General features: G+C 47.5%; 11 protein-coding genes. All 11 read left to right on the top strand.

Annotation, left to right across the window (positions count from 1 at the left end; all coding sequences use genetic code 11):
* Window positions 1-153: 153 nt before the first annotated feature.
* Complete coding sequence (fabD, locus tag OCV68_RS07380; RefSeq protein WP_262571841.1) at window positions 154-1,074, top strand: ACP S-malonyltransferase; 921 nt, start codon at window positions 154-156, stop codon at window positions 1,072-1,074.
* Window positions 1,075-1,179: 105 nt separating this feature from the next.
* A complete protein-coding gene (locus OCV68_RS07375; RefSeq protein WP_262571839.1) occupies window positions 1,180-2,016 on the top strand; it encodes a shikimate dehydrogenase family protein in 837 nt (278 codons plus the stop codon).
* A gap of 1 nt (window position 2,017) precedes the next feature.
* A complete protein-coding gene (locus OCV68_RS07370; RefSeq protein WP_262571837.1) occupies window positions 2,018-2,590 on the top strand; it encodes a flavin reductase family protein in 573 nt (190 codons plus the stop codon).
* The gene (locus tag OCV68_RS07365; protein ID WP_262571835.1) at window positions 2,587-3,339 is read left to right on the top strand and encodes a TatD family hydrolase; all 753 of its coding nucleotides are present in this window, start codon (window positions 2,587-2,589) and stop codon (window positions 3,337-3,339) included. Before OCV68_RS07370 ends, OCV68_RS07365 begins: the two co-directional genes overlap by 4 nt.
* Before the next feature lie 17 nt (window positions 3,340-3,356).
* Entirely contained in the window at window positions 3,357-4,292 is a 936-nt protein-coding gene (locus OCV68_RS07360) for a hypothetical protein (RefSeq protein ID WP_022474118.1), read from the top strand.
* Between the two features lie 403 nt (window positions 4,293-4,695).
* A complete protein-coding gene (locus OCV68_RS07355) occupies window positions 4,696-6,354 on the top strand; it encodes a hypothetical protein (protein ID WP_262571833.1) in 1,659 nt (552 codons plus the stop codon).
* 496 nt (window positions 6,355-6,850) lie between these two features.
* On the top strand, window positions 6,851-9,802 hold the full coding sequence (locus OCV68_RS07350; protein ID WP_147622690.1) for an extracellular solute-binding protein: 2,952 nt from the start codon (window positions 6,851-6,853) through the stop codon (window positions 9,800-9,802).
* A gap of 18 nt (window positions 9,803-9,820) precedes the next feature.
* Window positions 9,821-10,783 carry a carbohydrate ABC transporter permease gene (locus OCV68_RS07345; protein ID WP_022474115.1) on the top strand — a complete coding sequence of 321 codons (963 nt, stop codon included), beginning with the start codon at window positions 9,821-9,823 and terminating at the stop codon, window positions 10,781-10,783.
* Window positions 10,784-10,802: 19 nt separating this feature from the next.
* Window positions 10,803-11,780: a carbohydrate ABC transporter permease gene (locus OCV68_RS07340; RefSeq protein ID WP_022474114.1), complete on the top strand. Its 978-nt coding sequence runs from the start codon at window positions 10,803-10,805 to the stop codon at window positions 11,778-11,780.
* A gap of 6 nt (window positions 11,781-11,786) precedes the next feature.
* A complete protein-coding gene (locus tag OCV68_RS07335; protein WP_262571830.1) occupies window positions 11,787-13,376 on the top strand; it encodes an NHL repeat-containing protein in 1,590 nt (529 codons plus the stop codon).
* A gap of 3 nt (window positions 13,377-13,379) precedes the next feature.
* Window positions 13,380-14,009 carry a Yip1 family protein gene (locus tag OCV68_RS07330; protein WP_262571828.1) on the top strand — a complete coding sequence of 210 codons (630 nt, stop codon included), beginning with the start codon at window positions 13,380-13,382 and terminating at the stop codon, window positions 14,007-14,009.
* Window positions 14,010-14,018 lie beyond the last annotated feature (9 nt).

The following is a 14,018-nucleotide window of genomic DNA, read 5'->3' as shown; positions in this document are numbered from 1 at the left end:
AGATATTTTGTCATTTTTGAAATTTTATAATCTTGGACTGTAAGGTGTGCCTAAGTTTGCCTGTGATTTTTTGTGTGTTACGGCGAAAGTTTGTACGATTGGGAATAATCAAGTCAAATATACGCTTTGTATAAAATATCGGAGGTTATTTTTATGTCACCTGAAAAAACAGCTTTCCTGTTCTCCGGACAGGGTTCACAGTACGCAGGCATGGGCGTTTCTCTTGTTGAGGCATATCCCGAGCTTAAAAAGATATTTGACGAGGCAAGCGAGATACTCGGCTTCGACCTTTACGACAAGTGTGCAAACGCTCCTGCTGAGGAGCTGGCTCAGACTGCAATTTCTCAGCCTGCTATCATGGCAGTTTCCCTCTGCGCTGCGGAGGCTCTCAGAATAAACGGCATCACAGCTACAGCTGCGGCAGGTCATTCTTTGGGCGAATATGCGGCTATGGTATATACGGGAATGGTATCACGCACCGACGGCTTCAAGCTCATCAAGGCAAGGAGCCTTGCAATGCAGAAGGCTGCGGAAAACAGCAGCGGAGCTATGTTTGCCATCATCGGCAGCACTCCAGCAGATATTGAAAAGGTATGCGCTGAGACCGAGGGCTACGTTGTTCCCGTAAACTACAACTCCTCCGTTCAGACAGTTATTGCAGGCGAAGAGGCTGCTGCTCAGGCTGCTGCCGATACACTTGCTGCGGCAGGCGCAAGGGCTATCAGACTGAATGTTGCGGCTGCTTTCCATTCAAAGCTCATGCAGGGCGCAGCTGACGAGTTCAAGCCCGCAGCGGAGCAGATCTCCTTCAAAACTCCCGAGATAACTATGCTTTCCAACATTTCGGGCACAGTTCTTGACAGCATCGACAATATGCCCGAAAGACTGGCGCTGCATATCGTATCTCCCGTAAAATTCACCTCGGAGCTTGCATATCTCAGCGAGAACGGCTATGATACTTTCATCGAGTGCGGTCCCGGAAAGGTGCTTACAGGTCTTGTAAAGAAGACTCTCAAGGGCGTTAACGCAATGAACGTTCAGGACGCTGACACACTGGCAAAGGTCATAGGTTGATAATTGACTGTCAGAATATACTATATATAGTATATTCTGACAGTTTTGAGTGAAAATGGCATATACTATTATAATAGTGCGGAAAAACGAAAGGAAGATTTTCAGATGAAGCGCTACGGTCTTTTGGGATATCCCCTGAAGCACACCATGTCCCCGCCCATTCACAAAAGGCTTTTTGAACTGGACGGGCTTGACGGAACGAATTATGAGCTGAAAGAATATTCATCGGAAGAGCTGCCTTGCAGGATAGATGACCTTATGGCGCTGGACGGCTTCAACGTGACCATTCCCCACAAGGTGGAGATAATAAAGTATCTGGACGAATTGGGAGATTCGGCAAAACGCTATGATTCCGTCAACTGCGTTGTGAAAAAGGACGGTAAGCACATTGGCTACAACACCGACTGCGACGGTTTCCTGCGCTCCCTTGAAGCGGCAGGCTCAGGGCTTCACGGCAGGGTATTGCAGATAGGCTGCGGCGGCGTTGGCAGAATGATAGCTATTGAGGCTGTGAGACATGGGGCAGAGCTGACGGTTGCCGTGCGAAACGGCTCCGAAAGCAAGGTTCAGCCTGTGTTTGACTACGCAAAGGAAAACAATATTGATGCAAAAATAACGGTAGTCCACCCCGAGGACATCACAGGCAGCTATGATGTGTTGGTGAATGCTTCTCCCGTTGGAATGTTTCCTCACAACGATGACTGCCCTGTAAGTGAAGATGTTATCGCAAACTGCGGCTTTGTTTTTGACGTTATCTACAATCCCGAGCGCACAAAGATCATGCAGATCGCCGAAAAGTACGGCATAAAGACCTGCGGCGGCATGGCTATGCTGGTATGGCAGGCGGCTGTGGCACACGAGATATGGAACGGCGCTTCCTACAAAGATGATGATATAGCTGCGCTTATTGCCGATATGCACAGGCTCATGGAGGGAAAGTGATATGGGCAGGCAGTATTTCAAGGGCGGAACTCTCATGGCGCCTCTTCCTGCGGCTCTGGTGACCTGCGGCAGCGGCGACGGCAGAAATGTCCTTACGGCGGCGTGGACAGGTATCGTAAACACACGTCCCCCTATGGCGTATGTTTCCATACGTCCCGAGCGCCATTCCTATGCTATTATAAAGGAGACGGGGGAGTTTGTCATCAACCTTACCACCTCGAAAATGGCAAGAGAAACTGACCTGTGCGGCATGAAAAGCGGCGCAAAGCTTGATAAATTCACAAAATGTCACTTTGAGACCGAAAAGGCACAGACCGTTGACTGCCCCGTGATACTTCAGTGTCCCGTTTCGCTGGAATGCAAGGTGAGAATTGCCAATGACCTTGGCAGCCACACCATGTTTATTGCGGTTATCACGGGAATGAGCGTGGACGAACGGTATGTTGACAGCAAGGGCAAGATAAATCTCCAGCAGGCGGGGCTTATGGCATATTCTCACGGCGAATATTTTGCTCTGGGACGAAAGCTGGGCGACTTCGGCTTCTCGGTGCGCAAAAAGGGGGCGGGGAAATGAGGATAATAGATTCTCACGCTCATTATGACGATGACGCTTTTGAAAGCGACCGCTATGAGCTGCTTGACAGGCTTTTTGCGGGCGATATCGACAAGATAGTGAACATCGGCTGTTCGGTGAAAAGCTCATACACCTCTGTGGCGCTGGCTGAAAAATATTCCAAGATATTTGCGGCTGTGGGACTTCACCCTGACAGTGCCGATGAAACGGACAGGCTTGACGAAATAAAAAAGCTTTGCGGCAATAAAAAAGTAGTGGCTGTGGGCGAGATAGGGCTTGACTACCACTATGAAAATCATGACCGTGAAGTTCAGAGATCCACATTTGAAGAGCAGTTGAAGCTGGCGGCGGAGGTGGGTCTCCCTGTGGTGATTCACACCCGTGACGCCTGGGAGGATACCATGGCGCTGCTGAGGAAATACCGTCCCAAGGGCGTTGTACACTGCTTTTCCGGCTCAGCCGAGACTGCCCGTGAGATAATCTCGCTGGGTATGTACATCGGCTTTACGGGCGTTGTTACCTTTAAAAATTCCAAAAAGGCAAAAAATGCCCTTTCATCTATTCCCCATGACAGGCTTCTTGTTGAGACGGACTGCCCTTACATGGCTCCCGAGCCCAACAGGGGAAAACGCAATGACAGCGGAAATATCGTTTATACGCTGGGTGCATTTGCGGAGCTTATGGGCGTCACCCGTGACGAAGCGGCTGAGATCACGGCGCAGAATGCGGAAAGATTATTTGGAATATGACCGAAAGGAATGATATAATGGCAGGTTTCCACGTGGCTGAGGCCACAAGCACAGTCAGCCTGAATATTGCTTTGGCTGACGCACTTTCACAGTATCCCGAGCTTTTCAGGGAAAATGTGAAAATAGCTTCATTTTTCGGCAGTATGCCCCTTATCTGGAACGGCGGAAGAATGATACTTGGCAGGTTTTATCCCGACAGGGCAAAGGCTGTCATCGACGCATATAACCAGAGGGGGATACCTTACAGATTTACCTTTACAAACCCTTTCATCACCGAGGAATATCTGGACGATCCCGACTGCAACACCGCTCTTGAAATTGCGGACAACGGCATGAACGAGGTCATAGTTTTCTCGCCTGTGCTGGAAAAATACATCAGGCAGACCCACCCCAATATGAAGGTCACAAGCTCTACCTGCAAGTGCATCAGGGATATGAATGATGTAAAGGCGGAGCTGGCAAAGGACTACAGCCTTGTAGTGCTGGACTACAACTTTAACAATAATTTTGAGGAGCTGGAGAAGCTCACACCCGAGGAAAGAAAACGCTGCGAGATACTTTCAAACCCTGTCTGTGTGGCAGGCTGTCCACGCAGAAAGGCGCATTACGAGTACATCGGAAAGATGCAGCTGGAAAAGCTCGGCATATCAAAGCAGTACCCTGCCCTTACTCCCGACATCTGCCGGAGATACGGCATAAAGGAGTGGGAGTGCGAGTGGAGAAAGTTTGACCCATACGGCGGAAAGGAATATCCCCTGAGAGTTACGCCCGACCTGCTTTACGGAAAATATGTTCCCATGGGCTTCGAAAATTTCAAGCTTGAGGGCAGAAGCGCCAATATGATGCTTCTGTGCGAGCAGATAGTCGATTATATGGCAAAGCCCGAATGCAAGGACAAGCTGAGATACGAGATAATGGTGGCAGCGCTTAACAACAGCGGACTGAACTATTGATCCAAAATGAAAAATATGGGCAGTTTTTAAATATTTTTTATAAAAGAGCTTTAAAAACAAATTTTAAATTTGTGCATTAAGGATATTGAAATTGCTTGTGAAATGATGTATAGTATTATACAGACCACGGAAGGGTCGGGCGAAAAGCCGGTGGGCTTCGGGTGATAAAACCCGGAAACATTCGCAAAATCCGCTCTTTTTGGGCAAAAAGTGTGCATTAAAGATAAAAAGGCTTTGGCAATTTTGTTGTATATGTACATTGACATGAACGCCCGCAAGTGGTACAATAATAGCGTGATACAACGTGAGCAGAAGCACAGTATCACCATATATTTGATTTCCATACATATTTGGAAATAAATAAAGAAAACCAAAACAAAACAAGGAGGAATTTTTCATGAACATGAAAAAGTCAATTGCTGGCGTAATGGCTGGCGCAATGGCCGTATCTGCAATGGCTGCAACTGTATCCGCTGATCAGGATACTATTTCCCTTACTTATGACCTTAAGAAGTACGTACAGGACACTTCCGTTACCTCTAAGGTAACCGTTGTTGCTAACTACGCTGCTTCCAACACCAACGCTTACTATTCCGTATCTAAGGCTGTTAACGATGAGCTTAACTCTGCTGATGCTAAGTCCTACATCACTTTTGGCCTTGACAACGCAATCGTTTGCGCTCAGGTAGCTCAGTGCTACAAGGCATATCCTAACGACACTTCCGTAATCGGCGGTATGTCTGATTTCCAGGTAACTGCTACACCTATCAAGAATGTTGCTACCGGCGACCAGGGTGCTCCTGTTACCATTTCTTGGACTGCTGATGCTGCTAAGACCGATGGTTCTCACGTAACCAGCGATCTCGGCGATGGCAAGAAGTCCTTCAACATGCCTGTATCTCTCGGCAACGTTGCTGGTTCTCTCCCCATGGCTAACTACGAGCTCGGCTCCCTTGGCTACACTGCAAACGCTGGTGAGTATGGCTTCCAGGCTCTCACTGCTAAGATGACTTACAAGGTTCCTGCACAGGTTATCGTTAACGGTTCCAATGCTTGGAGCTGGGATGCAGCAGCTGTAATCGGCGCTCTCGGCGGCGATGCATACGTTGAGAAGACCCTCACTGCTGAGATCTTCATCAACAACGGCAAGAGCCTCATCACTTCCGATCACCAGATCATGCAGGCTCCTACTTCCGTAGCTGTTTCCGCTTTCACACAGGGCGATCTTTCTGATAAGATCTACCCCATGAAGTCCACTCTTAACGCTCCCGCTAACGTAGTAAACGCTCTTACTGCTCGTAAGGCAGGCGGCAACTACTACACCAAGCCTGTAGCAGTTATCAACGACGCTATCGCTAACCACGAGAACGTAACCTTCACATTCACTTCTTACGATGGATATGTTACCACCGCTAAGTCTCACCTCTTCCAGCAGTGGGTTGAAGCTGACAGAGCTTATGGCTACCAGACTTCTTCTTATGACTGGTACAATCCTACCTTCGGTCAGCACCTCTACACCAACCTTGGTGATTCCTACAGCTCCTTCGGTACTGACGATTACGATATGTACGGTTCTTACTCCTCTGCTTGGGGCACCAACCTCTTCACCGGCGCTATCGTTGTAAACAGCGGCATCACAATGCAGCTCAACGACACCGATAAGTTCAACTGGGGCAACAACACTCTTACCTTTGACTGGGCAACAATCACCGACGAAGGCAAGATCACTGATGCTAAGACCTTCCTTACTTCTATGCTCCTCTACACTCCTGCTGACTGGTACTGGGATAACCTTACTGTAGTAGTAGGCGACGACGAGAACGTTGACGCTGGCGAGGGTATCGACGGCGAAGGCGACGAGATCTCTGACGACGAGGAAGTTACTGACGAGGAAGTTGTTGAGGACGAGGTAGTAGCTGATGATACTGCTGAGGACGAGGCTCCTGCTGAGGAAGTTCCCGCTCCTGCTCCTTCTCCTGCAACCGGTAACGCTTCTGTAGCTCTCGCAGTTATCCCTGTAGCTCTTGCTGCAGCTGCTGTAGTAGCTAAGAAGAGAGGCTAATCTCCATACGGAGTTTACTTCTTGAAGTTACTTAATAAGTAATCAGATTCCGCTCACAAGAAATTGTGAGCGGAATTTTTTTGTTGACCGGCAAATTTTTCATTGCTGCTTATGTTGTTTGTACATATTATCTGGTTTTTGACGATATAATATGTGCAGAAAATTATACAAATCGTAAAATGCACCAATTACTTAATCGTTTAATTGGAGCATTTAACCAAAAAAAGTCGGTCAAAATATACACAAAAAACAACAACATTACTTGACAACCATTAGTCAACTTGATATAATTATTATACGGGTCCATAGTTTTTCATTGTTCTCACTGAATTTTTTTGTCAAATTGCCATAAAGCTAACGCAATTTTCGCACAAGTATCACGAAAAGGGGAAGTTGCGCCTCAAAAGCTTGATAACAGCATTTGCTTCTCTCGGTGATAATATTGATAAAATAATATCAAAGCGTCCCTATTCTTATACGAAAGGTGGTCTATCTTTTGTCAAGGAAAACAAGTCTAAAAAGGCTCCTGTCGGGTGTAATGGCTGTGATGATCTGCATGACTTCTTTTTCGTTTACAGCATTTGCCGATTCAGAGTCAGCTGCTGACGAAATTCTGCAAACTGAGGCGGAAAAGTACGAACTCCCTGAGATCACATACGTCAAGCAAAAAACGTACAGCGATTATTACTCCGAAATTTCTGACAAAGTACGTCCGAGAGACGAAGTCTTTCTGCAGTATTCTTCATGTTCTGACGACGCTAAGGTTGAAGTCGGAAGATACGAGGGCAAAGACGATGTCGTTATCTGGTCAAACGAAGACGGCACACTTGACTTCACTGTTGACGTAACTACAGCAGGCGCATACAACATGGAGGTTTGCTATTATCCCATCACAGGCGGCAATACCACTTCCGAAATGTCTGTGCTCATCGACGGCGAAACTCCGTTCGATACTGCAATGCGTGTAAGCTTCCCAAGAACCTGGAAGTCTGCTTACGAGATCGCTCCCAACGAGCGTGGAAACGAAACCCGTCCTCCTCAGATCGAGGAACCTATGTGGGTAACAACCTCCTTCAAGGATTCTGACGGACTTTACAACGAGCCTCTTTATTTCTACTTTGACGAGGGTCAGCATACCGTAAGCCTTAATTCCGAAAAGGCTTCCGTTGCTATCGCTTACATCAAGCTTTATCAGTATGAGCCTGCTGAGGCTTATACCGCTCCTTCCGATGAAGAACTGAGAGCAAACGCAGGTGCTGAGACTGTTAAGGTACAGGGTGAAAATTACATTTACACCAATTCTCAGACAATTTTCCCCACATATGACAGAGGTACATACCTTACCGAAGACCATAACGGCGATCCTTCCGACCCCGTTAAGGAGCGCTATAATACCGTGGGCGACGGTACCTGGGATACATCAGGTCAGATCGTTACATGGGAAATGGAAATTCCTGAGGACGGATACTATAAAATAGGTATCAAGGGTCGTCAGGACGTTATGAGAGGTCTTTACTCCAACCGCCGTGTTTATATTGACGGCGAAGTTCCCTCCGAGCCTTTCGAGCAGGTAAAGTTCGATTACTCCAACGACTGGGTAATGTCCTATCCTACAGATGATGCAACAGGCGAGCCTGCTTATGTTTATCTTACAAAGGGTACTCATACAATAGCTCTTGAGGCTATCCCCGGTGAGATAGGCGAGTCCATGCAGCGTCTGGACGAGATCGTTTACGAGGCTAACCAGTATTATATGCAGATCCTTATGATCACCGGTCCCAGCCCCGATAAGTACACTGATTACTACGTTCACAAGGAGATCCCCGATCTGCTTGAAGCGTGCGCAAGACTTTCCGTAGAACTGAGAACCGAGCAGGCTAAGATCGAGGACCTTTCCCAGCAGTCCGGTTCGGAAGCTACCGCTCTTGCAAGACTTGCCGATGTTCTTGACAGATGCGTTGACAAGCCTAACAAGATCCCTACATACATCTCCAACTCTTCTCTGAAGGATAACATCACTTCCGTATCCTCCTGGATGCGTGAGTACAGAGATCAGCCTCTGGAAGTCGATTACATTGAAGTCGCACCCGCTTATGATGCAAGCGGCAAGACTGCCGAGTTCAGCAACGTTAAGGAAAACTTCTTCAAGGCTGCTGCTTTCGGAATCCGGGGCTTCGTCGGCTCCTTCTTTGAGGATTATACCGTTCTTTCGGATACAACTGCTGAGTCCGTTGTTGTTTGGGTTGGTCTCGGACGTGACCAGACAACCGTTGTAAAGCAGCTTACAGAATCTGAATTTACTCCCAACTATGGAATTGATGTTTCCATCAACCTGGTTCAGGGTACTATCATGGAAGCAGTTCTGGCAGGCAAGGGCCCTGACGTAGCAATGTTCGTCGGCGGTGAATTCCCTGTAAACCTTGCTATCAGAAATCTCCTTGTTCCTCTGGACGATTTGGACGGCTTTGATGAGGTAAAGGGCAGATTCCAGGATACCGCAATGGTTCATTATACATATGATAACCAGACCTACGGCATTCCCATTACCCGTACCTTCCCCATGATGTTCTACAGAAAGGACGTGCTTTCTGAAATAGGCATCACCGAGCCTCCCGAGACCTGGGACGACCTTATTGATATGCTTCCCGCTATCCAGAGAAAGTATATGCAGCCCGGTCTTATCCTTCCCGCAAACGTTAACGGTAACGCCGTTGCTCCTTCTACCGAAGTTGGTCACACATTTGCAATGCTCATGCTCCAGTCCGGTCTCAACTATTATAATGATGAGCAGACCGAAACTACCTTCGACTCCGTTGAGGCAGTTAACGCATTCGATACATGGACCAAGTTCTATACTACTTATAAGTTCGACCAGACCTACGATGCGTTCTCCCGTTTTAGAACAGGTGAGGCTCCCATCGTGATCCAGAACTACTGCACATTCTACAATCAGCTGAATGTTGCTGCTCCCGAGATCAAGGGTGCGTGGGATTTCTGCCCCGTTCCCGGTACACGCAGAGAGGACGGAACTATTTCTCATGCGGCTAACTCCTCAGGTTCAGGCTTCATTATCCTCAAGGACTGCAAGAATGTAGAGGGTGCATGGGAGTACATCAAGTGGTTCACTTCCACAGACACAATGATCACTTACGGTCAGAATGTTGAGGGCGTAATGGGTCCTCTCGGAAGATTTGAGTCCGCAAACGTTGAGGCTCTCCAGAAGCTCAACTGGTCCAAGTCTGATCTTACCAAGATCAACGCTCAGCTCAATGAGCTTGATGAAATTCCTATCATACCATCTTCCTATGTTGTTACCCGAAGCATTATGAACGCATTCCGTTCCGTTGTTAACGATAACGAAAATGCCCGTGAGACGCTCCGCTGGTATAACAAGGATATCAACGCCGAGATTACACGTAAGCGTAAGAACCTCGGTCTTGATGAATAAAAGAAGGAGGGCTTGACTTTGGCTGACAGTACCGTTAAAAAAGAAATCCTGCTCCCTTCGGAGAGAAAAATGAGCCGCAAGGAAAGACTCGATTACACATGGCACGATATGAAGCGCAACTATATGTGCTATCTGATGCTTCTTCCCTTTATGCTCCTGTTCCTTGTCTTTACCGTTATCCCAGTAATAATGTCGCTCCCTATGGGCTTTACCGATTTCGATATGGCAAGTGCGCCTAAGTTCGTAGGCTTGCAGAATTTCTACACCCTGTTCCTGGCGGACGATGTTTTCATTCAGTCCATCAGAACTACCCTCATTTTCGCCATCTTTACAGGACCTCTCAGCTATGCGATGAGCTTCCTGCTTGCATGGCTCATAAATGAGCTGCACCCCACCCTTAAAACACTTTTCACCCTGATATTCTATGCGCCTTCAATGGCAGGTAACATCTACTTCGTATGGCAGCTCATCTTCTCGGGCGACCAGTACGGTTACCTCAACGCATTCCTTATGGAGCTGGGCTTCACCTCCTCCGCTATCCAGTGGCTTACCGATGGTAACTACGTTCTGGGCTGCGTAATCGTAGTTCAGCTGTGGGTATCCATGGGCGCAGGCTTCCTTGCAATGCGTGCAGGTTTCCAGGGCATCGACAAATCCATGTATGAGGCCGGCGCTATCGAGGGCATCAAGAGCCGCTGGCAGGAACTTATCTACATAACTATCCCTTCAATGGGTCCTTCCCTTATGTTCGCAGCAGTTATGCAGATCGTATCCTCCTTCACTGTTGATATCGTTGGACGTACCCTCGCAGGCTTCCCTTCAACAGACTACAAGGTACATACTATCATGACCCACGCTTACGATTACGGCTGGGTAAGATACGAGATGGGCTATTCCGCCGCAATATGTTTTGTGCTGTTTATTGCAATGCTTGTCTGCAACAATCTCATAAGCAAGCTTCTCAGCAAGTATATGGACTGATAAAGGGGTGAGCTGTTAAATGAAGAAAAGAAGAAAAGATTTGAAACCTTCCGAGCTTGCCGCTTTGCAGGCGGAGGAAAATGCAGCCGCTCTTGAAGCTCTGAGAAAGCGCAGAGAAAAAGAGCACAAGAAAATGATGAGATCCAAGGGTTCCAACAAGCGTGTCGGAAAATCCTGGAAAAACGATGTTGGAATTTTCCTGCTCCTTACCATCACGGGTCTGTTTATGATTTTCCCCATTTATCTGGCAGTCGTAAACTCCATCAAGCCCGTACAGGAAGTATTCCTTATGCCTCCTAAGCTTTATGCTATGGATCCTACCTTCGATAACTTCAAGGATCTGTTCAAGATCGCAAACAATTCGTGGGTTCCTTTCTCCAGAAACATATTCAATAGTATATATGTTACTGTTGTTGCAACCATCTTCCACGTTCTGTTCGCATCGACCGCCGCTTTTGTACTTTCAAAGTGCAAATTCCCCGGAAATGCTCTTCTGAACCAGATCGTAGTTATCGCACTTCTCTTTAACTCTACCGTTCTGTACATCATGCAGTACATCGTAATGGCAACACTGGGCATGATCAACACCTACTCCGCACTTATCCTGCCTATCATTGCAACGTCTATGGGTCTTTACCTTATGAGACAGAGCATGACCTCCATCCCCGACGCTATGATCGAGGCTGCAAAGGTTGACGGCGCAGGTCTTATGCATATCTGCTGGGGAATCGTAATGCCCAACTGTAAGCCTGCTCTTATGACTATTATCATCTTTGAATTCCAGACTGCATGGAACACAGTGGGCGGCGGTCTTGTATATGACGAAGCGCTCAAGACCATTCCCGTTGTTGTTCAGCAGATTGCCGCTGCCGGTATTGCCCGTCAGGGTGCGATTGCGGCTTCCGCCGTTGTTCTGATGATTCCGCCTCTGCTGGTATTCGTTCTGGCTCAGAGAAACGTTATGGAAACAATGGCTCACGCAGGTATGAAGGATTAAGCTTTCATGAGACGTGATAATACTAAAGAAAAGGGTGATGATATGTCAGGCTTGAAAAAGCTGATTGCTGCCGCAGGAGCGGGAGCTATTCTCGTAAGCGGGCTTGCAGCTAACGTAAGCGCCGTTGAAAGCTATGACCCTTACAGCTACGACAGATGGGGCGATGCCGTCGCATCACAGGTCGGATATACTGCGGAATATTTTGTTGACGGACAGTCTATCAACGGGCTTGCCGAGGTCATCGAAGCAATGGACGGCTTTAATGCCGAAAAGGCTTCATGGCAGGAACTGCTTGGCCTCAAGGAACCTGCTGATATGTACGTATCCGCTGACGACCTTATGTATATTGCCGATAAGGGCAACAACAGAATACTGGTGACAGACCTTGATTTCAATCTCGTAAATTATATGGATACCTTCCATTACAATGGTGAGGAGCTTACCCTTAAAAAGCCCGAGGGCGTTTTCGTTGACCAGTACACAGGCTACATTTATGTGTGTGATACCGAAAACAGCCGTGTGCTCAAGTCCGATAAGGACGGAAACGTTGACAGGATATTTGAAAAGCCTGTTTCCGAGATCTATTCTCAGGACCTTACCTTCAACCCCAAAAAGGTTGCGGTCGATAAGGCAGGAAATGTTTACATTGTAGTAAAGTCTGTAACAAAGGGCTCTGTAATGTATGACATCAACGGCGAGTTCCTCGGCTTCTTCGGTGCGAACCGAGTTGAGGCTACCTCCGAGATCATTGCGAACGCTTTCTGGAACACCATTTCCACAGAATCCCAGAGAGCACGTTCCACAAAAACAACACCTGTAGGCTTCTCAAATTTTGATATCGACGACGACGGCTTCATCTACACCGTTACCGAGTCCTCCGATGTCAAGACCGATACTGTAAAGAAGCTCAACCCCAAGGGTCAGAACATTCTTTCCGCTATCACAGCAGATGATGTTACCTTCGGTGATATCTCTCCCGCTTACTACTCCATCTACACCAAGGAGTCCGCTCTTACCGATATCGACATCGGACCCAACGGTGAGATGAACATTCTGGATTTTGCTCACGGCAGAATTTTCCAGTATGACAAGCTTGCTAACCTGATGTTCGTTATGGGCGGCACAGGCGAGCAGCTGGGCACATTCAGAAGCGCAACTGCTATCGAAAGCCACGACAATATGCTTTATGTTCTCGATTCCCGTAAGAACAGCATCACCGTTTTCAAGCGCACTGCTTTCGGCGAGATCGTAACAAAGGCAACAAACCTCTACAACGATGGCTACTACGAGGAATCCTATGAGCCTTGGCTCACAGTTATCAAGTACGACGGCAACTACAGACGTGCATATATCGGTATCGGTAATGCTCTTCTGAATGCCGAGCAGTACAAGGACGCTATGAAGTACTTCAAGATCTCCATCAGCCGTGTAAGATACAACAGAGCTTACGAAGGCTACAGAGGTCAGGTCCTTGAAAAGTACTTTACTCCCGCTATCCTGATAATCATTATCGTTTGCGTTGCTGTAAAGGTTCTCAAAACACTTAGCAGAAAGGGAATAATCACATTCCCGTGGCAGAGAAGGAGAGGTGCATAAGTTATGTTGGATCTTACACAGGGTCAGTTCGTCAAGCACGTTGTTATGCACCCCTTTGAGGGATTTGAAGACCTGAGATGGAAAAAGGCAGGATCTATGAAGATCGCCATCGGCATCGTTTGCCTGCTGTTCATTCAGGCTCTTGCGTACAGCAGAATGTACGGATTCCAGTATTACTCAAGCTACGACAAAATTTTCAACATAGTTCCTTTTATCTTCCAGAGCTTCGGCATATTCCTGCTGTACGTTGTGTGCAACTGGGCAATGTGTACGCTGTTTGACGGCGAAGGCTCAATGAAAAACATCTTCATCGTAACGGCGTATTCGCTGATACCGTACATATGCGGCAGACTTATCGGAACCCTTCTTTCTCATATCCTGATTCGTGACGAGTACATCTTCATTCAGGCGTTTGAGATAGTGGGTACGGCATGGACAGTTGTTCTGTTCATCTCGGCGATGAAAGCAGTTCATCAGTTCTCATTCGGCAAGACACTGGCGCTGATACTGCTCACACTGGTCGCAATGGTACTGGTACTGTTCCTGCTCGTACTTCTTCTTACATTGTTCCAGCAGGTACTCATCTTCATATTCACGATCTATACGGAGCTTTCCTACAGATTAAGAGTATAGTTCTAAAAA

This window comes from Huintestinicola butyrica (genome assembly GCF_025567215.1).
GTDB lineage: Bacteria > Bacillota > Clostridia > Oscillospirales > Ruminococcaceae > Huintestinicola > Huintestinicola butyrica.
The sequence above is the reverse complement of the archived record's forward strand: the minus strand, read 5'-3'. Positions and strand labels throughout refer to the sequence as shown.

What these genes read in the sequence shown, in the direction of transcription:
- OCV68_RS07330 (WP_262571828.1), top strand. Translation starts at nt 13,380, where the DNA reads ATGTTGGATCTTACACAGGGTCAGTTCGTCAAGCACGTTGTTATGCAC.
- OCV68_RS07355 (WP_262571833.1), top strand. Translation starts at nt 4,696, where the DNA reads ATGAAAAAGTCAATTGCTGGCGTAATGGCTGGCGCAATGGCCGTATCT.
- OCV68_RS07375 (WP_262571839.1), top strand. Translation starts at nt 1,180, where the DNA reads ATGAAGCGCTACGGTCTTTTGGGATATCCCCTGAAGCACACCATGTCC.
- OCV68_RS07335 (WP_262571830.1), top strand. Translation starts at nt 11,787, where the DNA reads ATGAGACGTGATAATACTAAAGAAAAGGGTGATGATATGTCAGGCTTG.
- OCV68_RS07360 (WP_022474118.1), top strand. Translation starts at nt 3,357, where the DNA reads ATGGCAGGTTTCCACGTGGCTGAGGCCACAAGCACAGTCAGCCTGAAT.
- fabD (WP_262571841.1), top strand. Translation starts at nt 154, where the DNA reads ATGTCACCTGAAAAAACAGCTTTCCTGTTCTCCGGACAGGGTTCACAG.
- OCV68_RS07365 (WP_262571835.1), top strand. Translation starts at nt 2,587, where the DNA reads ATGAGGATAATAGATTCTCACGCTCATTATGACGATGACGCTTTTGAA.
- OCV68_RS07340 (WP_022474114.1), top strand. Translation starts at nt 10,803, where the DNA reads ATGAAGAAAAGAAGAAAAGATTTGAAACCTTCCGAGCTTGCCGCTTTG.
- OCV68_RS07370 (WP_262571837.1), top strand. Translation starts at nt 2,018, where the DNA reads ATGGGCAGGCAGTATTTCAAGGGCGGAACTCTCATGGCGCCTCTTCCT.